At 70.2% G+C, this 20,816-nt stretch carries 19 protein-coding genes, 1 tRNA gene and 1 pseudogene; 10 read left to right on the forward strand and 11 right to left on the reverse strand.

Features of this window, described 5'->3' with window-relative positions:
- The 3 genes and pseudogenes from IE198_RS04315 to IE198_RS04325 all read left to right on the forward strand — a co-directional run.
- A pseudogene (locus IE198_RS04315) lies at positions 1-191 on the forward strand (replication initiation protein); the annotation flags it as partial.
- On the forward strand, positions 188-376 hold the full coding sequence (locus tag IE198_RS04320) for a helix-turn-helix domain-containing protein (protein WP_189882858.1): 189 nt from the start codon (positions 188-190) through the stop codon (positions 374-376). The pseudogene IE198_RS04315 and the gene IE198_RS04320, both read left to right, overlap by 4 nt.
- The gene (locus tag IE198_RS04325) at positions 376-1,530 is read left to right on the forward strand and encodes a tyrosine-type recombinase/integrase (protein ID WP_189882860.1); all 1,155 of its coding nucleotides are present in this window, start codon (positions 376-378) and stop codon (positions 1,528-1,530) included. The genes IE198_RS04320 and IE198_RS04325 overlap by 1 nt, the downstream gene beginning before the upstream one ends.
- Positions 1,531-1,598: 68 nt before the next feature.
- On the opposite strand, the gene IE198_RS04330 is transcribed toward IE198_RS04325, so the two are convergent.
- Positions 1,599-1,673 (reverse strand) — tRNA-Val (locus IE198_RS04330).
- A 248-nt stretch (positions 1,674-1,921) separates the two neighbouring features.
- Between IE198_RS04330 and IE198_RS04335 the strand changes: the two genes are divergently transcribed.
- From IE198_RS04335 to IE198_RS04350, 4 genes are all read left to right on the forward strand, one after another.
- On the forward strand, positions 1,922-2,641 hold the full coding sequence (locus tag IE198_RS04335) for a DUF4097 family beta strand repeat-containing protein (RefSeq protein WP_189882862.1): 720 nt from the start codon (positions 1,922-1,924) through the stop codon (positions 2,639-2,641).
- A gap of 83 nt (positions 2,642-2,724) precedes the next feature.
- Positions 2,725-4,149: a coiled-coil domain-containing protein gene (locus IE198_RS04340; protein ID WP_373299764.1), complete on the forward strand. Its 1,425-nt coding sequence runs from the start codon at positions 2,725-2,727 to the stop codon at positions 4,147-4,149.
- 104 nt (positions 4,150-4,253) lie between these two features.
- Positions 4,254-4,982, forward strand: coding sequence for a DUF4383 domain-containing protein (locus IE198_RS04345; protein ID WP_189882864.1), 729 nt, complete (start codon positions 4,254-4,256; stop codon positions 4,980-4,982).
- 10 nt (positions 4,983-4,992) lie between these two features.
- Positions 4,993-5,211 (forward strand): FmdB family zinc ribbon protein, encoded by a 219-nt coding sequence (locus IE198_RS04350; protein ID WP_100106980.1) that lies wholly within the window; start codon positions 4,993-4,995, stop codon positions 5,209-5,211.
- 357 nt (positions 5,212-5,568) lie between these two features.
- Here the strand turns inward: IE198_RS04350 and IE198_RS04355 are convergent, their stop codons facing one another.
- The 3 genes from IE198_RS04355 to IE198_RS04365 are packed head-to-tail and all read right to left on the reverse strand — an operon-like array spanning position 5,569 to position 10,129.
- Entirely contained in the window at positions 5,569-6,426 is an 858-nt protein-coding gene (locus IE198_RS04355; protein WP_189882866.1) for an HAD family hydrolase, read from the reverse strand.
- Complete coding sequence (locus tag IE198_RS04360; protein ID WP_189882868.1) at positions 6,423-8,966, reverse strand: phosphoribosyltransferase; 2,544 nt, start codon at positions 8,964-8,966, stop codon at positions 6,423-6,425. The genes IE198_RS04355 and IE198_RS04360 overlap by 4 nt, the downstream gene beginning before the upstream one ends.
- Positions 8,966-10,129: an HpcH/HpaI aldolase/citrate lyase family protein gene (locus tag IE198_RS04365; protein ID WP_189882870.1), complete on the reverse strand. Its 1,164-nt coding sequence runs from the start codon at positions 10,127-10,129 to the stop codon at positions 8,966-8,968. The genes IE198_RS04360 and IE198_RS04365 overlap by 1 nt, the downstream gene beginning before the upstream one ends.
- Positions 10,130-10,341: 212 nt before the next feature.
- On the opposite strand from IE198_RS04365, the gene IE198_RS04370 reads away from it, so the two are divergent.
- Positions 10,342-11,094 (forward strand): TerD family protein, encoded by a 753-nt coding sequence (locus tag IE198_RS04370; protein ID WP_189882873.1) that lies wholly within the window; start codon positions 10,342-10,344, stop codon positions 11,092-11,094.
- A gap of 732 nt (positions 11,095-11,826) precedes the next feature.
- On the opposite strand, the gene IE198_RS04375 is transcribed toward IE198_RS04370, so the two are convergent.
- The 6 genes from IE198_RS04375 to IE198_RS04400 all read right to left on the reverse strand — a co-directional run bounded on the left by IE198_RS04375 (position 11,827) and on the right by IE198_RS04400 (position 16,320).
- Positions 11,827-12,570 carry a TerD family protein gene (locus tag IE198_RS04375; RefSeq protein ID WP_189882874.1) on the reverse strand — a complete coding sequence of 248 codons (744 nt, stop codon included), beginning with the start codon at positions 12,568-12,570 and terminating at the stop codon, positions 11,827-11,829.
- A gap of 111 nt (positions 12,571-12,681) precedes the next feature.
- Positions 12,682-13,830 carry a DUF475 domain-containing protein gene (locus IE198_RS04380; protein WP_189882876.1) on the reverse strand — a complete coding sequence of 383 codons (1,149 nt, stop codon included), beginning with the start codon at positions 13,828-13,830 and terminating at the stop codon, positions 12,682-12,684.
- Between the two features lie 70 nt (positions 13,831-13,900).
- Complete coding sequence (locus IE198_RS04385) at positions 13,901-14,476, reverse strand: TerD family protein (RefSeq protein WP_189882878.1); 576 nt, start codon at positions 14,474-14,476, stop codon at positions 13,901-13,903.
- A gap of 115 nt (positions 14,477-14,591) precedes the next feature.
- The gene (locus tag IE198_RS04390) at positions 14,592-15,167 is read right to left on the reverse strand and encodes a TerD family protein (protein ID WP_189882880.1); all 576 of its coding nucleotides are present in this window, start codon (positions 15,165-15,167) and stop codon (positions 14,592-14,594) included.
- A gap of 134 nt (positions 15,168-15,301) precedes the next feature.
- Positions 15,302-15,760 (reverse strand): peroxiredoxin, encoded by a 459-nt coding sequence (locus tag IE198_RS04395; RefSeq protein ID WP_189882882.1) that lies wholly within the window; start codon positions 15,758-15,760, stop codon positions 15,302-15,304.
- 119 nt (positions 15,761-15,879) lie between these two features.
- A complete protein-coding gene (locus tag IE198_RS04400; RefSeq protein ID WP_100106989.1) occupies positions 15,880-16,320 on the reverse strand; it encodes a DUF3052 domain-containing protein in 441 nt (146 codons plus the stop codon).
- A gap of 439 nt (positions 16,321-16,759) precedes the next feature.
- Between IE198_RS04400 and aceE the strand changes: the two genes are divergently transcribed.
- On the forward strand, positions 16,760-19,492 hold the full coding sequence (aceE, locus tag IE198_RS04405) for a pyruvate dehydrogenase (acetyl-transferring), homodimeric type (protein WP_189882884.1): 2,733 nt from the start codon (positions 16,760-16,762) through the stop codon (positions 19,490-19,492).
- A gap of 71 nt (positions 19,493-19,563) precedes the next feature.
- Positions 19,564-20,337, forward strand: coding sequence for a potassium channel family protein (locus tag IE198_RS04410; protein WP_229833738.1), 774 nt, complete (start codon positions 19,564-19,566; stop codon positions 20,335-20,337).
- Here the strand turns inward: IE198_RS04410 and IE198_RS04415 are convergent.
- Entirely contained in the window at positions 20,318-20,698 is a 381-nt protein-coding gene (locus tag IE198_RS04415; RefSeq protein WP_100106992.1) for a peptidase inhibitor family I36 protein, read from the reverse strand. The two genes, IE198_RS04410 and IE198_RS04415, sit on opposite strands and share 20 nt — an antisense overlap.
- Between the last annotated feature and the right edge of the window lie 118 nt (positions 20,699-20,816).

Raw genomic sequence — 20,816 nt, forward strand, 5'->3', positions numbered from 1 at the left:
CCCAGGACCACGACGCCCTCGGCGACCCGGACACCGTCCTCGTCCTCGCCTCCTGGGAGTACGCCGGCCACGGCCACACCCCCGGCGAATCCGCACTCGCCGCCACCATCGCCCGCGACATCCAACTCAACCGCGAAACCGCCCGCGAAGCACTGCAAGACCAACTCGCCCTGGAAGGAGCCGCAGCATGACCACCGCCACCGCCGAACTGCTGACCGTGCCCGAGGTCATGGCGCGGCTCAAGCTAGGACGCTCCACGGTCTACGACCTGATCCGCTCGCGCCGCTTGACCTCCATCACCATCGGACGAGCACGACGCGTACCGGCTGACGCCGTACGGGACTTCATCACCCGCGAGATCGAGGAGGCTGCCTGATGGCCTCCCAGCGCAAGCGCAACCCCAACGGCGCGGGCACCATCACCAAGCGCAAGGACGGCCGCTATCAGGCCGCCGTCTACGTTCTCCAGCCTGACGGCACCCGCGCCCGCAAGTTCGCCTACGGGAAGACCTGGGCCGAGTGCGACGCCAAGCGCCGCGAACTCCTCGACAAGGTGGACCAGGGCGTGCCCGTGCCCACCCGGTCGGCCAGGCTCGCCGAGTGGCTGCCGTACTGGCTGGACAACATCATCAAGCCGCGCAGGAAGCGGACGACGTACGCCAAGTACGAAGTACACGTGCGGCTCTACCTGGTCCCGATGCTCGGCTCCAAGCGGCTCGAATCGCTGAGCGTCGCTGACGTCCGGCGCTTCCTGGTCCAGCTGGAGAAGAAGACCACCGCCGCGACCGCCAAGGAGTCGCACCGCGTGCTGCGGACCGCCCTCACAGCTGCCTGCCGCGAGGAACTGGTCACGAGGAACGTGGCAACGCTCGTCGAGCCACCCTCGGTCGACGCCCGCGACTTGTCGCCGTGGTCCTTGGACGAGACTTTGGGCTTCCTGGCCGCTGCTCGTACCGACCCGCTCTACGCGGCCTTCGTGCTCGCCATCGCGCTCGGGTTTCGGCGTGGGGAGGTCGTCGGTCTTCGCTGGGAGAACATCGACCTCGAGAAGCGGGAGATTCGGGTGCGGACGCAGCGCCAGCGGGTGCGCGGTGAGGTTTACGAGGACGATCCGAAGGGGCGGCGCCGCAAGCAGACGCTGCCGCTGCCTGCTATCTGCGTCGCACCCCTGCGCTGGCAGCGTCTGCGGCAGGCTGCCCAGCGTGAGCGCGCTGGTGCCGACTGGCAGGAAACGGGCTACGTGTTCACCACGCGAACCGGGCAGCCGATCGAGCCACGGAACCTGTACCGCTCGTTCACCCGCGTCGCCGATTCGGCCGGCCTTCGCGTCATCCGGCTGCACGACGCCCGGCACGGCTGCGCCACCCTGCTCACCGCGGCCGGGGTCGCTCCCCGAGTCGTGATGGAGATCCTTGGGCACAGTCAGATCGCCGTCACGATGAACGTCTACACGCATGTCGTCCAGGACACGCAGCGCGAGGCTGTCAGCCACATGGACCGGATGCTCAAGAGGCGGCCCGGCCGTGAGTGAACGCCCCCGTTGATGTCAGATGTGGATGTCAAAGGCCCCCAGCCATGATCGGCTGGGGGCCTTTGCACTGGTGGGCGCGGACGGTTTCGAACCGCCGACATCTGCTTTGTAAGAGCAGCGCTCTACCCCTGAGCTACGCACCCGTGGATGAGGGAACAGCGTACATGGCGTACACCGTGCTGCTCCAAACCGTTCCGCCGCGCCCCTTCCGCGTACGGGGGACAGCCCCACCCGGGAGACGGTGGGCGGCCGGATCGAGGCCCGAGCCGCGTGCTCGTAGTGTGAAGGGTCATCACACAGAGCTACCTGGAGGGACGATCGCCATGACAGCCCCACCCGACTCCGCCGCCGTCAGCGCCGGGCCGTACGGGGCGGGCTCGCCGCATCGGGGGTGCTGCTGCTCGGGGTGGGGCTCGGCGGGTGCGGGAGTGCGGATGCGAGTGAGGCGGCCGTGGAGAAGAAGTCGTTCCCGCTCGGCGGTGGGACGCTGACCATCGACTCCGACAACTCGGACATCGAGCTGGTGCCGGCCGACGTCGAGGAGGTGGAGGTGACCCGGCAGGTCGACGGGTGGGTGTTCCTCGGGAACGGGCCGGATGCCACGTGGAGGATGGCGGACGGCACGCTCACGGTGAAGTGCGACGCCGTCGCCAGTGACTGCGTGGCGCGGCACACGGTGAAGGTGCCGCGGGGCACCGCCGTGACCGTGGAGGACGACAATGGGAGCGTGCGGGCGAGCGGGTTCGACACCCCGTTGAAGCTGCGGTCGGACAACGGCAGCGTGAAGGTCACCGACTGCACGGGGGCGCTCGAACTGGGCAGCGGGAACGGCGGTGTCGTCGCGGAGCGGGTGACCGGGAAGAACATCGTGGCGAGGTCGGACAACGGGTCGGTGCGGCTGGAGTTGGCGGCGGTGGCCGACCGGGTCGAGGCGGTGAGCGACAACGGGCGGGGCGAGGTCCGGCTCCCGGCCGCCGGTGCGTCGTACGCGGTGGACGCGAAGAGCGACAACGGGGACGTGGATGTCGCCGTTCCCACCGACGAGGACAGCAGGCACGTGGTCAAGGCCGTGAGCGACAACGGCAAAGTCGTCGTGCGCAGCGCGAACTAACGGGCCCGTGTGTTCGTCCTTTCCTGGTGGGAGAATTAACCGCACCGGTACGGGGCAGGGCGGACGCAGCACGGGAGAGGGATGTGACGGCGAGAGACGCACGGCCGCACGACTCGGCACGAGCGATCGCCGTCAGGGGTGTTCCGACGGGTGGTTCCGGGGGTGTTCGGCGCGACCTGGGGAGCGTCGTGGCGCTGATGCTCCTCCCGCTGCCGGTTCTCGCCGCCGCTGCCGCGCTGCTGCCGGCCGCGTTCGCCGGGGGCGGGGGGACGCGGCGCTGGTTCGGCGGCCGGAGCGAGAGTCAGCGGGCGGATGCGCAGGCCGCGAAGGACGCCGCCGCCGCGGCGTTCTACGAGCTGGACACGGCGCAGCGGGATCTGCGGATCTCGATCGAAACGATCACGGCGGTGGACAGTTCGCCAGGGGCGCGGCGTATTGTGGAGGATTTCGCCGCGCTGGGGCGGCGCATCGACGAGGTGAGCCACGCCTACATCACCGCCGTTGACGCACATGATCTGGACCGGGACGACCTGGAAGCCTCGGTGGCGGCGCAGGCGCGTACGCAGCTGACCCGGGCGAAGGACGAGCTGGTACGGGTCAAGGGTGATCTGGACCGGTTCGAGCGGGGACTGGGGCCGCTGCTGGACAAGGCGGAGACGCAGCTGGCCAGGCTGGCACCGGCGGTGGAACGGGCGCGACAGGCGCTCATCGCCGCGAGCGCCGCTCTCGATTCGGTCCGCAGCTCCGGTCTGAGAGCGAACGATCTCGCCGCCCGTCTCGCCGCGCTGGGCCCCGAGCTGACCAAGCTCAACGAGGGTGCCGGGCGGCACGGCGTCCAGGAGACACTGCAGCGCGCCGACCGCGTCCTGCGCGACGCCGAAGCCGTACGTACCGATGCGGAACGGCTTCCCGAGCGCGCCGCCGAGATCGACAAGCGCCTCGTGTCGCTCCGCACCCGCGCCCAGGCGCTCACCACCCGTTCCGCGCAGGTCGAGCCGGTCCTCAGCGAACTGCGCCGCCGCTTCACGGCAGCCTGCTGGCAGGACCTCCAGCCCGTCCCCGAGCAGGCGGCGCTCACCGTCCGCCAGGCCGAGGAGAAACTTCGGGAGGCCGGAAAGGCGCGCGAGGAGCAGCGCTGGCCGGACGCCACGGCCCTGCTCAGCACGGTCCGCGCGCTTTTGAACTCGACCGACGAGGCGGTCTCCGCGGCCGGTGACCGGCTGCGGAGACTCAACGCCGTCGCCAAGGACCCGCAGCAGGAGATCGAGCGGACCCGGTTCGCCATCCGCGACGCCCAGCGTCTCGCAATGGCCGGGCGTACCACCCCGGACCCGCGTCACGCCCGCCCCCTGGACGACTCGGTGGCGCGGCTGGAGCGCGCTGTCGCCGGGCTCGAGGGCAGGCACCCCGACTACTGGCACTTCCTCACCGAGACGGAAGGCGTACGCCGGACCGTGGCGCACGTGGTCGAGCAGATCCGCGAGGAGCGGGGCACGCATCACGGCTGACCCGCCGGCCGGCCTCGGGGCGAGGGGTCTCGCCGGTTGTGGCCCTTGCTCACCGGGCGGATCCTGGGATTCCGGTGTACGCGTACGTACGAAGGAGGCCGGGGATGGCCGCACACGTACTGCACTCGAGGGGACCGGACCAGGGCCGGCGTCAGAGCCGGGCCCAGGCCCGGCGCCGTATCAAGCTGGACGAGCATCTGCCCGTCGATCACCGTCTGAGCCGCTTCTACCGGGTCGGCGCGGGGCTGATGGGGCTGGTCCTGGTCGCGTTCGGCATCCTCGGGCTCATCGACCGGATCGGCTTCTTCGACACCCGCGGCGACACCGTCGCCGGGCTGAACACCAACGGCGCGCTGAGCGTCCTGTCCATCGCCGTCGGTCTGCTGCTCTTCGTCAGCATGGTGATCGGCGGCAACTTCGCCTCGACGGTGAACATGGTGCTGGGCATCCTGTTCATCCTCAGCGGCTTCGTGAACCTCGCGCTGCTCGACCGCAGCTTCAACCCGCTGGCCTTCCGCATCCAGAACGTGATGTTCAGCTTCGTGGTGGGTGTGCTGCTGATGTTCTTCGGTATGTACGGGCGGGTCAGCGCGACCCTGCCGCACGACAACCCGTACTGGAAGGCCCGCCACCCCGAGCAGGCCGAGTGGGAGCAGCGCGCGAGCCGCCGCCGCGCGGATCTCGCGGCACGGCAACCGCTCGCCCGGCCCTCCCCCGGCCCCGTCACCGGACCCCCGGAGGGGCCCGCGGCCGACCCTCTCACCGACGGCACCAGCGGTGCGTCGAAGATCGGCCGCCGGCTGCTCTCCCGCAAGCCACGCGCACGCCGCTAGCCTTACCGGCATGCCTCGTTACGAATTCCGCTGCCGGACCTGCGGCGACACCTTCGAAGTGAACCGCCCGATGGCCGAGTCCTCCGCCCCCGCGAACTGCCCGGAGGGCCACGACGACACCGTCAAGCTGCTCTCCGCGGTCGCCGTGGGCGGTACGAAGTCCGCCGCACCCGCCCCGAGCGGGGGCGGAGGCGGCGGTGGCTGCTGCGGAGGCGGCTGCTGCGGCTGACCCGGCAGCCGCCGGCTCCCCACGGTCCGTCCGGGCGGGCCGCGGGGAGCCGGGACGGCCCGGCCGTCCGGGCGGCGGCCGGCTCCGGAAGCCGGACCTGGTCCGCCGCCCGACCCGTCCGGGGCCCGACCCATCCGGGGCCCGGCCCACACGGGGCCGATCCAGTAGCGCCCAGGGCGGGGCCACACCTCGGTGCCGCCCCGTCCACAGGGCGGCACCGTCGCGAACCGAAGTCGCGCAGCACCGCCGGCACCCGCCGCGAGTGGTGCTCGCGGTGGTCGCCTTCGCCGCGGTCCGCCGCTCATGCCGGAGGCGGGAACACGACGCGACTGACGCCGACGCCTGCCCGGCCGCCGCTCACGCCAGGGGCGGGAACACGACCGAGCTGATGCCCTGCCGTTCGCGACGGAACCGACGTGCCTCCTGACGCAGCAGCCGCACGATCTCCTCCCCCGCCGCCACGCCCATCTGCGGCAGCGCGACGACGTGCGGGGCGCGCCAGCCGGCCTCGGCGAGCTCCCCGTGGCCGGGCCGCCAGGCGCGGTCGGCAGCGAGCAGCAGGTCGGCGTCGAGGAGCGAGTCGCCCGCCGCCAGGGTCAGCCGGGCGCCGGTGCGGCGGGCGACCTCGCGCACGGCGGCGCTCTTTGTCAGCGGCTTCGGCACGGCGTAGATCTTGCGGCCCTGCAGGGAGACGGTCCAGCCCCGGGCCTCCGCCCACACGGCCAGCTCCTTGACCCAGTCCTCCGGCAGCAGCGACCGCTCGACGACGAGATACGCGAACAGCTCCTCCGCGACCCGTTCCTTGCGCAGCCACGCCGGGTCGGCGGTCCTGCCCAGATGTGCCCGGATCTCCGCGAGTGGCGCGCATTCGGCGGCGAGCCGGGACGCGACCTGATCGCGCCAGTCGCGGTCGCTGATGCCGTCGACGAGCAGGTGCCCGCCGTTGGCGCAGATCGCGTACTTGGGCGGCAGGCCGGGCAGGCTGATGCGCTGGTACTGCTTGCGGGTACGGGTCGTCGTCGGTACGAAGACGGTGTCCTGGGCGAGCTTGGTGAGCAGCCCTGCCGCACGCTCCGTCATGTACGACAGCGGCTTGTGCTCGTGCACCTCGACGCACAGCAGCCGGGGGGCGACGGCGTCCGGCATGCCGAGGCCGAGCGCCGCGTTCGAGTAGATGAGCGTGCGGTCGAGGTCGCTGGCGACGAGTACGGTCACTGGGCCACCGCCCTGCCGTCGGCGCCCGTGGCGCCCCGGGTGTACTTGGGGTGGATCAACCCTACGCAGCTGTACGGGAGTTCGTCGACCTCCTCGACCGGTACGCCGCGCTGCTCGGCCAGCAGCCGTACGTGGTCGAGGTCGGCGCCGGCGCCGCGGCTCGCGAGGATCTTCCAGGGGACGCGGCGCAGCAGGACACGGGTGGTCTCGCCGACGCCGGGCTTGACGAGGTTGACGTCGTGGATGCCGTGCTCCTCGCTGATCCGCTCGACGGCGCCCCAGCCCTCCCAGGTGGGGGTGCGGTCGGCGGACAGCAGTTCCTTGACGTCGGCGTCGACGGCGGAGGCGACCTCGTCGAAGTGGGCGGCGACGGTGTCGAGGAAGTGGCCGGAGACGTCGGAGCCGGCGAGCTCCCGGTAGAACTTCGCTCCGTGGAAGTCGTCCGGGCCGACCAGGTCGGCGCGCAGGACGGTACGGGATATCAGGCCGGAGACCGTGGAGTTGAGGCAGGCGGACGGGATGAGGAAGTCCTCGCGGGTACCGTACGTGCGCACACAGCCGCCCGGGTCGGCGAGTACGGCGATCTCCGGGTCGAAGCCGGGGAAGTCCCGCAGGGCTTCGGCCAGTTCGCGGGTGATGGCGCCCTTGCCGGTCCAGCCGTCGACGAAGACGACGTCGGCCGGGTCGTGGTGCTCGGCGAGCCAGCGCAGGGCGTTGGCGTCGATGCCGCGGCCGCGCACGATGGACACGGCGTAGTGCGGCAGTTCGAGGCCGTGCCGGTGCCGGGCCCAGCGGCGCATCAGCACGCCGACGGGCGTGCCGGCGCGGGCCAGTGACACGAGCACGGGGCGCGGGGTCCGCTCGGCGAGGACGGTGTCCGTGACGGTTCCGACGGCACGGGCGATACGGGCCGCGGACACCGTCAGCGCGGCCTGGAACAGCTGCTGGTACTGCTCGCTCGGCTGGTACTCGACGGGCAGCGACTCCGCGTAGTGCGCGCCACCGCTCTGGATGGCCTCCTCGCGCTCCTCCGTGGGCGCTTCGAGCTCCACGTCCGAGAGGTCCTGCAACAGCCAGCCGACCTCCTCCGGCGCATAGGAGGAGAAAGCGGGTCCGCGGAGCGGCTGGGGAAGCATGGAGGGCCTCTCAGGTCCTTCGGGCGCGTGGTTTTGCGGTACGTAACTGGGGACGACGGCCAGCACGACGTGCTGGGTGTGGGCGGCGAGCCGGGCCAGCAGGCCGTCGGGCGCGTGCAGCTCCGGGGTGTCGGCGGTCGAGTCGACGACGGCGACGACGGCGTCGAATCCGGCGCCCGCCACGTTGTACGCGTAGCGCTCACCGGGGCCGTCGGCGGGGTCGTCGTGGGCGGGGAACACCAGGCGGGTGCGTATCGCGTAGCCGGGGTGGTCGACGGCGAGCACGGGCGAGCGCGTGGTGGTGGAGTACCGCACCTCGGCCGCGGCGCCGGCGTCCTCAAGGGCGACCGCGAGCCGCAGCGGCGCGTACATCAGCTCCTCGTTCCCGAGCACGAGCACCCGCGGGAGGCGGCCGGGCCGCGTGTCCGGGGCGACGGGGGCGACAGGCGGCGTGTCCGGGGCGACGGGCCGCGTGTCCGGGAGGGTGAGGGCTTCGGCGATCTGTGCGGCCATGGCCGGCAGCGCGGCCTCCAGCTGCGCCCGGTGGGCGGGGGTGAAGCCGTGCCGGCCGCCGTCCGGCACGCCGGCGGGCCAGGCCAGTTCGACGCGGGTGTGGCCGGAGCGGGCCGCAGGCTCCGCCACGGCCACGGTCACGGCAGGCAGGGTGCCTGCCAAAGGCTTGCGCTCGTGGTGGGCGACCAGTGCCTGACCCTTCTCCAGGACACCGTCCGGCAGGTCGACCCTGCCGGAGGCCATGGCCACCAGGTCGACGCCGGCGCCGATCTCCTTCGCGAAGGCGTCCAGCCGACCGAGGTCGGCCGCGGAGCGCATGTCGACCAGGGCCACGACCACGTACCGCTCGCGCGGGTATCGCTCGTGCAGGTCGCGAATCGTGTTGAGGACCGTGTTGCCCGTGGAGAACTCGTCGTCGACCAGGACCAGCGGACCGGTCCCGGCCAGCAGCTCAGGGTCCTGAGGCAGCAGCAGGTGGGAGGTGGCGTGGGAGTGGGACTCCTCGAAGCCGCCCGCCGGGGCCACCCCGTCGACCGGGCGGCGTGTGGAGTGCAGGTAGGGCGCGAGGCCTATGCCGTCCGCGACCGAGTGGCCGAGCCCGGTCGCGGTCTCCGCGTAGCCGACGACGACCGCGCGCCGGCATTCGTCCGCGCCGAGCAGGTCACGCACGCGGGAACCGAGGTCGTAGCCCGCCCGCCAGACCACCGCCGGCCGCTGCGGCACATGCTTGCCCAGGACGTTCGACACCAGCAGGTGCGCCCGCTTGGGATTGCGGCGCAGGGCCAGGCCCAGCAGCTCCTGGAGTCCCTCGTCGCCGACGAGTCCGACTCCGAGCCGCTCCGCGACCCAGCTTCCCGACCACACCACGTCCTCTTCGCCCCTTGTCGTCATCAGTCGGTGAGTCCGGCCGCGAGCAGTTCCACGAAACCGACGTCCTCCTTGGCGACGCCGAAGACCTCGGCCCGCAGGAGGGTCCGCTCGGCCCAGGCGCGATGCGGCTTCACCTCGTTCATCTTGTTCGTGTACGCGGAGCGCAGCACACCGCCGCCGCCGCGTTCCGGCCGCAGGATGTCCTGCGCGTCGCTGAACTCCTCGTGGCTGACGACGGACAGTGCGTGCACCGGCAGCACGTGGGAGGGGTGGATGCAGGTCTTGCCCAGCAGGCCGTTGGCCCGGTCCAGCTCGATCTCGCGGAGCAGACCGTCCAGGTCGTGCTCGATGAGCGCGGTGCGCAGTTCCTCCGCGCGGCCTTCGAGGAAGGGGCTGCGGCGCAGCTGCGGTTTGAACATGCGCTCCTGGGACCTGAAGTACTCCCACACCGGTCCGGTGATCGTGAACCCGGTGCCGTCGGAGCGGCCGAGCACATTGACCACGTCCGCGATGACGGACGTCACGATCCGTACGTCGTACGCGGTCATGTCGGGCGAGCGGCGCAGCCCGTACGCGGAGCAGAAGTCGGTGACGCCGAGACGCAGCGCGAGGACCCGGTCACGGTACTTGTCGACGGTGCGGGCGATACCGGTGAGCGCCTCGGTCCTGGTCTCCAGGTGCAGCAGCTCCGGCGACTCGAGGACGGGCATGGCGAACAGCCGCCGACCGCTGCCGACCTCCGCGGTCGCCAGCGCCTCGAGGAACGGCACACCCCGCTCCTCGGTGAACTTCGGTAGTACGAATCCGGACAACAAGCGTCCCGCTTGGCCCAGGCGCCCCACGAGATCCGGAATCTGCTCGGGGTTGCGGACCCGGACGAAGAGCAGCGGCACTTCCCCGCCCCGTGCGTCGAGGTCGACGAACTGCCGGACGATGTTCGCCTCGGCTTCGGCCACCTCGGCGTCGTCGATGGAATCCTCCAGGCACAGCACCATGGAGACGACCCCGCGGGCCGCCTGCTTGAGCACGTCGTCCGCCAGCCTGGGCCGGGTGGCCGGGCTGTAGAGCGTGGCGCCCAGAGCAGCCGCCAGCGTCCGGGCCGCCGAGTCCGCGCCGAAGTGGCACGGCTCCTGGTGGAACAGCCTCGCCCGGACGGCAGGCGAGATGTGCCCGAAATGACGCATATGGAATCCCCCGTACTGCCGGTTAGGCCCTGACAACATGTGGCCGGTAATAGTACGTAAGCACAGGTGTCAAGAGTTCCCCAAGCGCATGAAATCGAGGTAACTCGTCCGCTTCTCGCCCCTGTCGTCCACGTAGCCGCACGAGGGCCGCCGGGGCCCGGAACTGGGCCCCGCGTTGTCCCGGCCCCCCTAGGCCAGGCAGGATGACGGGCATGACGCACGCGATGCTGAAGGGCTCGAACGTCCCTCTTGATGCCACGGCCGTACGGGCCGTGCTGCGCTGGACCCCGGGCGCGGGAGTGCCGGATGTGGACGCCTCCGCCCTGCTGCTCGGCGGTGACGGCCGCGTGCGCTCCGACGAGGACTTCGTCTTCTACAACCAGCCACGCCACCCTTCCGGGCTGGTGCGCCGGCTGCCGAAGAAGCGCGTCGCAGAGCACCTGACCGACACGGTCGAGGCCGACCTGGCGGCCCTGGACGCGTCCGTCGACCAGGTGGTGATCGCGGCGTCCTCCGACGGCGGCACCTTCCAGCACGTACATGACCTGCGGATACTGCTCCACGACGCGGGCGCGGCGGCCGACGGGGAGCCGCTGGCCGTCTTCGACGTGAAGCCGGAGACCGGCGAGGAGACGGCGATCATCTGCGGTGAGCTGTACCGGCGCGGCGACGGCTGGAAGTTCCGCGCGGTGGCGCAGGGCTATCCCACCGGGCTGGTGGGGCTGGCGACGGCGTTCGGCATCTCGGTGGACGAGGCTGGGGCGGCCGAGGCGGAGGCGGGGGCGCCGGGGGCGCCTGATGTGCAGCCCGCGCCGGCGTACGGTTATCCGCCGTCGGACGTGACGCAGCCCGCGCCGGCAGCACAGCCGGCCTACGGCTATCCGCAACCGGCCGCGGCGGCGGCGTACGCCCCCGACCCGAGCTTCCGCCTCCCCCCGATGGGCCCGCAGTTCCAGCGCCCTTGACGGCCCCCACCCCTCACCGGACCCGGGGTCTGGCGGCCGTGGGAGGTGCCCCCGGCGCGGGCTGGAGCGGGCCGGTCCTGTCGGGGCTCCACCCCGGCTCCCGCCCCGCCGAGCGCGGCCCGGAGCAGCAAGGCCTGAATCGCGTGCCCCCACGGGCCGGGGGTCGCAGCGCAGCGGCACATCCTGCCCGCCCGCGCGAAGCCCGGCACATCCCGGAGACCCAGGGGCTGGGCCGAGCCCGGACGGCGTCACGTGTCCGCGGCCTGCCCCAACCTCGGGAAGGGGCAGGCGGGGCAACGAGGCGCATTCCGCCTGCCGACATGCCGGCTCGCCGCACACCGGCAATCCTGCCCGCCCGAAGCCGCCCGTACCCCGCAGAGACCCGCCCCGGGGGGCGCGGCCCCTCCCCGAAATCCCCCACAGACCGGCCCGGGGCCGAGTCGAGTCCGGAAGGCCGCCCGGACGGCGCCAGGGGCTCCGGGGGCTGCCTGGTTACGGCAAGGGGCGGAGAGGGGACAGGCTCCCGCGCAGGGGCCACACGCCCCCGTCGACAGACGGGTCGCCGGACAGCGACGATCGTGCCCCCGCGCGAAGCCCGGCATCCCGGAGACCCCCGGGGCTCGGCCGAGCCCGGACGGCGCCACGGGGTCCGGGGGCCTGCCCCGGTTTCGGCAAGGGGCGGGAAAAGGGACAGGCTCCCGCGCAGGAACCACACGCACCCCGTCGTGCGCGCTACGCCCGCGACTGCGACTTGTAGCCCCGCCCCCACTGCAGGCCCCACCCGTACAGCCGGTCCAGTTCCGCCTGGAAGCCGTAGACGAATTTGACCTCACGCCGAACCGTCAGCCCATCCTTGCTGTTGTCCACCGAGAACACGGCACACGACCGCGCCTGCGGTGCGCGCTCGTCGAGTTCTATCTCGACGCGGGGGCCGTTGCTGGGGTAGAGCGTCACGTGCGCGTGGGTGCGGTCGAAGGCCGGGGTCTGGTCGTAGATGTAGACGAAGAACAGCAGTCGCTTGATCGACTCCCGGTGGTCGAGGTTGACGAAGATCGTCTCGCCGGACGGCGCCCCGAAGCGGTCGTCGCCGCTGAGTTTCACGTACGGCGGGCCGTTCAGGTCACCGAAGAAGCTGCCCAGCGGCTGCACCACGCCCTTGCTGCCGTCGGTCAGCTCGTACAGACAACCGAGGTCGAGGTCGACGTTGACCATGCCCTGGGTGTGCGCCTGGACCACATCCGGTTGGAAGAGCTTCATCGGGTTCCGCAGCAGGCGTCCGCTCTGCCGCGAGCGGCCCTCGATGTCGGAGGTGCGCATCCGCCAGGAAAGGTTCACGCGCAGGTTGCCGCTTGCCGCGCCCTGTTTGGTGAGCGAGACGGACGGGTTCCGTTTGGTCAGCTCGATGGAATTCGTCGAGGCACTGCCCGAATCGAACTGCTCCGCCCTGCCCCGCCACAGGTTGTCCCAGATGGCCATGCCCCACCCCTAGTCGTGAACTGGTCGCCCCGCTCCGCAGGGGACAACGCGACGGGGCGGCCGGGAGCACCCGGCCGCCCCGCAAGGAAGCGTTCCTCAATGGTGTGGGCGTCACACCCCGGAGGAGACCTCAGCCTTCTCTCCCGGGCCGCCGCCCCCCGCATTTCCCTCGGCCTCGAGCGCCTTGTTGCGGCGCACCGAGGACCAGAAGGACGCGGCGATCAGGAAGACACCGACGAGGCCGGTGATGATCTCGCTGATCTCGTGCTGGATGGTGACGAGGAGGATGACCGCCAGCGCACCGATCGCGTAGTGGGCGCCGTGCTCCAGGTAGACGTAGTCGTCCAGGGTGCCCTGGCGGACCAGGTAGACCGTGAGGGACCGGACGTACATCGCGCCGATGCCGAGGCCGAGCGCCATCCAGAAGATGTGGTTGGTGATGGCGAACGCGCCGATGACGCCGTCGAACGAGAAGGACGCGTCGAGCACTTCGAGGTACAGGAAGAGGAAGAACGCCGCCTTGCCGGCCAGGCCGATCGCGGAGACGGGCTTGCCTTCCTTCTTGGCCTTCTCCTCCTCCTCGTGCTCGCGCTCCTCCTCTTCCTCGAGCTTGTCCTCGAAGTAACCGGAGAGACCGCCGACGACGAGGTACGTGATGAGGCCGGCGACACCGGAGAGGAGCACTGTGGCCGACTTGTCGACATGGCCGGTGCTGGTGTGGGCGTTGGTGGCGAAGGTGACGGCGGTGATCAGCAGGACGATCAGGGCGATGCAGACCGACAGCATGTCGACCTTGCCGAGCTTGGCCAGCGGCCGCTCCAGCCAGGCCAGCCACTTGTGCTCGCGCTCCTCGAAGATGAAGTCGAGGAAGATCATGAGCAGGAACATGCCACCGAACGCGGCGATCGCCGCGTGGGCGTCGGTGACCAGGTCCTCGTACTTGGCGGGCTGGTCCATGGCCAGCTGGACCGCTTCGATCGGACCGACCTTGGCGCTGATGGCGACGATGACGACGGGGAAGACCAGCCGCATGCCGAAGACCGCGATCAGGATGCCGATCGTCAGGAAGATCTTCTGCCAGAAGGCGTTCATCTTCTTGAGGATTCCGGCGTTGACAACCGCGTTGTCGAACGACAGCGAGATCTCGAGGATCGACAGGATCAGTACGATCCCGAACGCCTCCCAGCCCCACTGCCAGGCGGCGAATGCGAGGCCGAGCGCCGTGACGGCGAACGACCAGCCGAAGGTTTTCAGAACCACTGGCTACCCAATCGTGTAATTGTCCCCCGGGCGAGCCTGGGGAGGGTTCTCCCCCGCGCCGCACGCGGCTTTACGAAACGTTGACCCCGAAGTCTAGAGCGATGCCCCTCAGACCCGACGCGTACCCCTGCCCGACGGCCCGGAACTTCCACTCGCCGCCGTACCGGTAGAGCTCGCCGAAGATCATCGCGGTCTCCGTCGAGGCGTCCTCGCTCAGGTCGTAGCGGGCGAGCTCCTGACCGTCGGCCTGGTTCACCACGCGGATGAAGGCATTGCTGACCTGTCCGAAGGTCTGGCCGCGGTTGTCCGCCTCGTGGATGGAGACAGGGAAGACGATCTTGTCCACGTCGGCCGGCACCTTGACGAGGTCCACCAGCAGGGACTCGTCGTCGCCGTCTCCCTCACCGGTGAGGTTGTCACCGGTGTGCTCGACGGAGCCGTCGGGGCTCGTGAGCTGGTTGTAGAAGACGAACCATTCGTCGCCGAGCACCCGCCCGTTCTGGCAGAGGAGCGCGCTGGCGTCGAGGTCGAAGGGCGCGCCGGTGGTGGAGCGCGCGTCCCAGCCGAGCCCTACGAGCACCTGAGTGAGATTGGGTGCGGCCTTGGAGAGGGAGACATTGCCTCCCTTGGCGAGCGTGACGCCCATGTGGTGAGTCCTCCCCTGGGTGGCTTTGCCGAGGGCCCGGTGGGGGCCCAGGCGCGTCCGGCGCCGCACGGAGAGTGCGGCGCCGGACGCGGAGACTGCTGTCTGGATCAGATGATCAAACGTTTACGCCGAAGTCCTGCGCGATGCCGCGCAGGCCCGAGGCGTACCCCTGGCCGACGGCACGGAACTTCCACTCCGCGCCGTTGCGGTACAGCTCGCCGAAGACCATGGCGGTCTCGGTCGAGGCGTCCTCGCTCAGGTCGTAGCGGGCGAGTTCGCTGTTGTCGGCCTGGTTGACGACGCGGATGAACGCGTTGCGCACCTGACCGAAGGACTGCTGGCGGTTCTCGGCCTCGTAGATCGAGACCGGGAAGACGATCTTGTCGACGTCGGCCGGGACCGAGGCCAGGTTGACCTTGATCTGCTCGTCGTCGCCCTCACCCTCACCGGTGAGGTTGTCACCGGTGTGCTCGACGGAGCCGTCGGGGCTCTTGAGGTTGTTGAAGAAGACGAAGTTGCCGTCGTTGGTGACCTTGCCCTCGGCGTTCGTCAGCAGGGCGCTGGCGTCGAGGTCGAAGTCGGTACCGGTGGTGGTCCGGACGTCCCAGCCCAGGCCCACGACAACCGCGGACAGGTTCGGCGCGGCCTTGGTCAGCGAGACGTTGCCGCCCTTGCTGAGGCTGACTCCCACGAGTCCCTCCATTGGTTTTAAGGGGCAGCGCCCCCGTAGTGCGTGGCTATTCGGATCAACGAACGGATCCTAGTGACCGGTTCCCGCTCGCCGTGTCATTTCCGGGGGATACCTGCTGAAACCCCCGCGCGGGATCAGAGCGAGTCCAGCGCCTTGACGTAGTCGCTCAGGTCGCGGGCGTCGGGCAGGCCGTTGACCACGGTCCAGCGCACGACGCCCTCCTTGTCGATGATGAAGGTGCCGCGGACCGCGCAGCCCTTCTCCTCGTCGAAGACGCCGTAGGCGCGGGAGATCTCGCCGTGCGGCCAGAAGTCGGACAGCAGCGGGTACTCGAGGCCCTCCTGCTCGGCGAAGACGCGCAGGGTGTGGATCGAGTCGCTGGAGACGGCCAGCAGCTGGGTGTCGTCGTTGACGAACTTCGGCAGCTCGTCGCGCAGGGCGCACAGCTCGCCGGTGCACACGCCGGTGAAGGCGAAGGGGTAGAAGAGCAGTACGACGTTCTTCTCGCCGTGGAAGTCCGCGAGCGCCACGGTGCGGCCGTGGTTGTCCTTCAGCTCGAACTCCGGCGCCTTGTCGCCGACCTCGATCGCCATGGAGAGCGTTTCCCTTCTGTGAGCTCTGTGAGCCGTTCCGGAGGGACCAGCCTACGCAGAAGGCCCCCGCCGGCTTGCGCCGGTGGGGGCCTGATGCCTGCTCTTCGCGGCTCGGCGGCTCAGCGCTTCCCCGACTTGGCCCCCTTGGGGGTGACCAGCCGGCTGCCACTCCAGTCCTTGCCGGCGTTGATGCTCTTGGTCTGGGAGAGACCCGCGGTCTGGGCGGCCTCATTGATGTCGCTGGGCTCGACGTAGCCGTCACGGCCGGTCTTGGGGGTCATCAGCCAGACGACCCCGCCCTCGTCGATCAGACCGATGGCGTCCACCAGTGCGTCGGTGAGGTCTCCGTCCTCGTCGCGGAACCACAGCACCACGACGTCAGCGACGTCGTCGTAGTCCTCGTCTACGAGTTCCTGGCCGGTGACGGCCTCGATGCCCTCACGGAGCTCCTGCTCGACGTCGTCGTCGTAGCCGATCTCCTGGACCACTTGTCCGGGCTCGAACCCCAGCCTTGCCGCCGGGTTGGTCCGCTCCTCCGCGTGGTCCGCGGTCGCGCTCACGGCTTGCCTCCTGATCGTTTTCGACAAATGCTTCGGCCGCGCGCGTACGCGCGGCATTGGCCGTAGTCCACACGGGCGGGACGGATCGCGCAAGTACCCGGCCGTCCAGACCGCCGAAACGGTGACGTTTGCGGCCGTCTCGGCGCAACTCCAGGCAAGCTGCGGTCCGCACCGCCATGGTGGCCACACCCTTCCGCCGCCTACGCGGCATTCCTACCCTTTCACATCTCAATGGGATCCGAACGACCGAACGAAACACATGGACGGGTTGGGCGTAAGGTTGCGATTCGACCCTGCCCCTACCCCGGGCAGGGGCCGAATCCCGGCCGGTTCAAGGGTTACCTATCGGTAGAGATGACGTGAGCCTCCCCGCGGTACACGATGGGAGGCGGTACGACAGCTCTGCCGTCCCAGTACCTCCGAACAGCGAAGGAACAGCGTGGCTTCCGGATCAGATCGCAATCCGATCATCATTGGCGGCCTTCCCAGCCAGGTCCCGGACTTCGATCCCGAAGAGACCCAGGAGTGGCTGGACTCCCTCGACGCCGCCGTCGACGAGCGGGGCCGGGAACGGGCCCGCTACCTGATGCTCCGTCTGATCGAGCGGGCGCGCGAGAAGCGCGTCGCCGTGCCCGAGATGCGCAGCACGGACTACGTCAACACCATCGCGACCAAGGACGAGCCGTTCTTCCCCGGCAATGAGGAGATCGAGCGCAAGATCCTCAACGCGACCCGGTGGAACGCGGCGGTGATGGTCTCGCGCGCCCAGCGCCCGGGTATCGGCGTCGGTGGGCACATCGCCACCTTCGCCTCCTCCGCCTCCCTGTACGACGTGGGCTTCAACCACTTCTTCCGCGGCAAGGACGACGGCAAGGGCGGCGACCAGATCTTCTTCCAGGGGCACGCCTCCCCCGGTATCTACGCCCGCGCCTTCCTGCTTGACCGGCTCAGCGAGCAGCAGCTCGACGGCTTCCGCCAGGAGAAGTCCAAGGAGCCGTACGGGCTCTCCAGCTATCCGCACCCGCGGTCCATGCCGGACTTCTGGGAGTTCCCGACGGTCTCGATGGGCCTCGGCCCCCTCGGCGCCATCTACCAGGCGCGCATGAACCGCTACATGGAGGCGCGCGGCATCGCGGAGACCTCCGACTCGCATGTATGGGCGTTCCTCGGCGACGGCGAGATGGACGAGCCCGAGTCGCTGGGCCAGCTGTCCATCGCCGCCCGCGAGGGCCTGGACAACCTGACCTTCGTGGTCAACTGCAACCTCCAGCGCCTCGACGGCCCGGTGCGCGGCAACGGCAAGATCATCCAGGAGCTGGAGTCGCAGTTCCGCGGCGCCGGCTGGAACGTGATCAAGCTGGTCTGGGACCGCTCCTGGGACCCGCTGCTCGCCCAGGACCGCGACGGCGTGCTGGTCAACAAGCTGAACACCACACCGGACGGCCAGTTCCAGACGTACGCGACGGAGACCGGCGCGTACATCCGCGATCACTTCTTCGGCGGCGACCAGCGGCTGCGGGCCATGGTCGAGAACATGAGCGACCACCAGATCCTGATGCTGGGCCGCGGCGGTCACGACCACCGCAAGGTGTACGCGGCCTACAAGGCCGCCAAGGCCCACAAGGGTCAGCCGACGGTGATCCTTGCGCAGACCATCAAGGGCTGGACGCTGGGGCCGAACTTCGAGGGCCGCAACGCCACGCACCAGATGAAGAAGCTGACGGTCGACGACCTGAAGCGCTTCCGCGACCGGCTGCACATCCCGATCACGGACCAGCAGCTCGAGGGCGGCGCTCCGCCGTACTACCACCCGGGCCGCGACTCCGAAGAGATCCAGTACATGCACGACCACCGCAAGGCCTGCGGCGGTTATGTGCCGACCCGGATCGTCCGGGCGAAGCCGCTGGCACTGCCCGAGGACAAGACGTACGCGGCTGTGAAGAAGGGCTCCGGGCAGCAGTCGATCGCCACCACCATGGCGTTCGTCCGGCTCCTGAAGGACCTCATGCGGGACAAGGAGATCGGCAGGCGGTTCGTGCTGATCGCGCCCGACGAGTACCGCACCTTCGGTATGGACTCGTTCTTCCCGAGTGCGAAGATCTACAACCCGCTCGGCCAGCAGTACGAGGCCGTGGACCGTGAGCTGCTGCTCGCGTACAAGGAATCGCCGACCGGTCAGATGCTGCACGACGGCATCTCCGAGGCCGGCTGCACCGCGTCCCTGATCGCCGCCGGCTCCGCGTACGCCACGCACGGCGAGCCGCTGATCCCGGTGTACGTCTTCTACTCGATGTTCGGCTTCCAGCGCACCGGCGACCAGTTCTGGCAGATGGCCGACCAGCTGGCGCGCGGCTTCGTGCTCGGCGCGACCGCGGGACGTACGACGCTGACCGGTGAGGGTCTGCAGCACGCGGACGGCCACTCGCAGCTGCTCGCCTCGACCAACCCGGCGTGCGTCGCCTACGACCCGGCGTTCGGCTACGAGATCGCGCACATCGTCAAGGACGGTCTGCGTCGTATGTACGGTCCCGACGCCGAGGACGTCTTCTACTACCTCACCGTCTACAACGAGCCGATCCAGCACCCGGCGGAACCGGCGGACGTGGACGTCGAAGGCATCCTCGCGGGCATCCACCGCTTCAGGCAGGGCGAGCAGGGCTCCATCCCGGCGCAGATCATGGCCTCCGGCGTGGCCGTGCCGTGGGCCGTCGAGGCGCAGCGGATCCTCGCCGAGGAGTGGAACGTGCGCGCGGACGTGTGGTCTGCGACGTCGTGGAACGAGCTGCGCCGCGAGGCGGTCGAGGTGGAGCGGCACAATCTGCTGCACCCCGAGGAGGAGCAGCGCGTGCCGTACGTGACGCGCAAGCTGTCCGGCTCCGAGGGCCCGTTCGTCGCGGTCTCCGACTGGATGCGGTCGGTGCCCGACCAGATCTCCCGCTGGGTACCGGGCACGTACCAGTCGCTGGGCGCGGACGGCTTCGGCTTCGCGGACACACGGGGCGCGGCCCGCCGCTTCTTCCACATCGACGCGCAGTCGATCGTGCTGGCGGTGCTGACCGAGCTGGCCCGCGAGGGCAAGGTCGACCGCAGCGCGCTCAAGCAGGCGGTGGACCGCTACCAGCTGCTGGACGTGTCGGCGGCCGAGCCGGGCGCGGCGGGCGGCGACGCATAGCGGCGGCAATCCGGTGAGGGCGGCGGACCCGCGGGGTCCGCCGCCCTCGTCGTTTCCTTACGATGCCTGGCATGAAGCAGCAAACCGCCCAGATCCGCTGGGAACAGCGCATGCAGACGCCCCTGCTGGCGCTCGCCCTCGTGTTCGCGGTCGCCTACGCGGTGCCGATCATGGCGCCGGGCGCGCCGCGCTGGGCTCACACGGCGTGCCTGGTGGCCGAGTGGGTGGTGTGGGGGACATTCGCCCTGGACTACGTCGTACGGCTGATGCTGGCGCCCGGGAAGTGGCTGTTCGTGCGCAGCCATCCACTGGACCTGGTCGCGGTGCTGCTGCCGCTGGTGCAGCCGCTGCGGCTGCTGCGGCTGGTGTCCACGCTGCTGCTGGTGGGCCGGCGGGCCCGGATGGCGCCGCAGATCACGCTGACCACGTACGTCGGCGGCGCGGTGGTCGGGCTGATGATGTTCGGTTCGCTGGCGGTCCTGCACGTGGAGCGGGACGCGCCCGACGGGAACATCAAGACGCTGGGCGACGCGGTGTGGTGGTCGTTCACCACGATGACGACGGTCGGCTACGGCGACCATGCGCCGACGACGGGGCTGGGACGGCTGCTCGCGGTCGGGCTGATGATCTCCGGTATCGCACTGCTCGGTGTGGTGACCGCGAACATCGCGGCGTGGTTCATCTCCCGCTTCGAACGGGACGATGCCGAGGAGCGGCGGCAGACGGCGCTGCTGGAGGCCCTGACGCACGAGGTGCGTGAGCTGCGGGCGGAGGTGGCGCGGCTGTCGGGTACGGAGGGCACCGCCTCCGTACCCGAGCCCGCTCCTAGTTCTCCCAGATCTTGAACGCCCGCACCCGGTAAGGCGATTTCGGCACCCATGTGCCGCCGCCGGGGTACGTCTCGAACTCGCCGGTCTCCGCGCACTCGGCCGACTGGTACGTCGTGACGGGCCGGCCGGTGCGGTTGGCGAGGGCATGCGCCGAGGTGCCGGGCGGCAGCGGCACACAGCTCTCGATGTCGGTGCCGGCGAGCTCATGGGTGTGGCGTGCCCCGCGGAAGTCGGCCTCGGCCCAGAGGCACAGTTCGCCTGCCGCGCACTCACCGAGGGGTGGCGGCGGCGCGGCGGATGCCGTGTGGATCGGCCGGAGCAGCAGCGACAGAAGTGCGGCGGCGATCAGGGCCGCGGCGGTGACGGTCTCGCGCATCAGGGGTCCCCGTGGGTCGTACGAATCGGTGGATCGACCCTGACCTGCGGTGTCCCTGCCGCGGAAGGGGCGGCGGGGTGAATCACCCTGATAGGCGACAGACCCGCCGGGGGCGCCC

Source organism: Streptomyces xantholiticus (genome assembly GCF_014651015.1).
Taxonomy (GTDB): domain Bacteria; phylum Actinomycetota; class Actinomycetes; order Streptomycetales; family Streptomycetaceae; genus Streptomyces; species Streptomyces xantholiticus.

Excerpts from the sequence above, each read along its gene's own strand:
- IE198_RS04385 (WP_189882878.1), bottom strand. The coding sequence starts at position 14,476 with ATGGGCGTCACGCTCGCCAAGGGAGGCAATGTCTCCCTCTCCAAGGCC.
- IE198_RS04370 (WP_189882873.1), top strand. The coding sequence starts at position 10,342 with ATGACGCACGCGATGCTGAAGGGCTCGAACGTCCCTCTTGATGCCACG.
- IE198_RS04415 (WP_100106992.1), bottom strand. The coding sequence starts at position 20,698 with ATGCGCGAGACCGTCACCGCCGCGGCCCTGATCGCCGCCGCACTTCTG.
- IE198_RS04320 (WP_189882858.1), top strand. The coding sequence starts at position 188 with ATGACCACCGCCACCGCCGAACTGCTGACCGTGCCCGAGGTCATGGCG.
- IE198_RS04360 (WP_189882868.1), bottom strand. The coding sequence starts at position 8,966 with ATGACGACAAGGGGCGAAGAGGACGTGGTGTGGTCGGGAAGCTGGGTC.
- IE198_RS04395 (WP_189882882.1), bottom strand. The coding sequence starts at position 15,760 with ATGGCGATCGAGGTCGGCGACAAGGCGCCGGAGTTCGAGCTGAAGGAC.
- IE198_RS04350 (WP_100106980.1), top strand. The coding sequence starts at position 4,993 with ATGCCTCGTTACGAATTCCGCTGCCGGACCTGCGGCGACACCTTCGAA.
- IE198_RS04410 (WP_229833738.1), top strand. The coding sequence starts at position 19,564 with ATGAAGCAGCAAACCGCCCAGATCCGCTGGGAACAGCGCATGCAGACG.
- IE198_RS04375 (WP_189882874.1), bottom strand. The coding sequence starts at position 12,570 with ATGGCCATCTGGGACAACCTGTGGCGGGGCAGGGCGGAGCAGTTCGAT.
- IE198_RS04365 (WP_189882870.1), bottom strand. The coding sequence starts at position 10,129 with ATGCGTCATTTCGGGCACATCTCGCCTGCCGTCCGGGCGAGGCTGTTC.
- IE198_RS04345 (WP_189882864.1), top strand. The coding sequence starts at position 4,254 with ATGGCCGCACACGTACTGCACTCGAGGGGACCGGACCAGGGCCGGCGT.
- IE198_RS04325 (WP_189882860.1), top strand. The coding sequence starts at position 376 with ATGGCCTCCCAGCGCAAGCGCAACCCCAACGGCGCGGGCACCATCACC.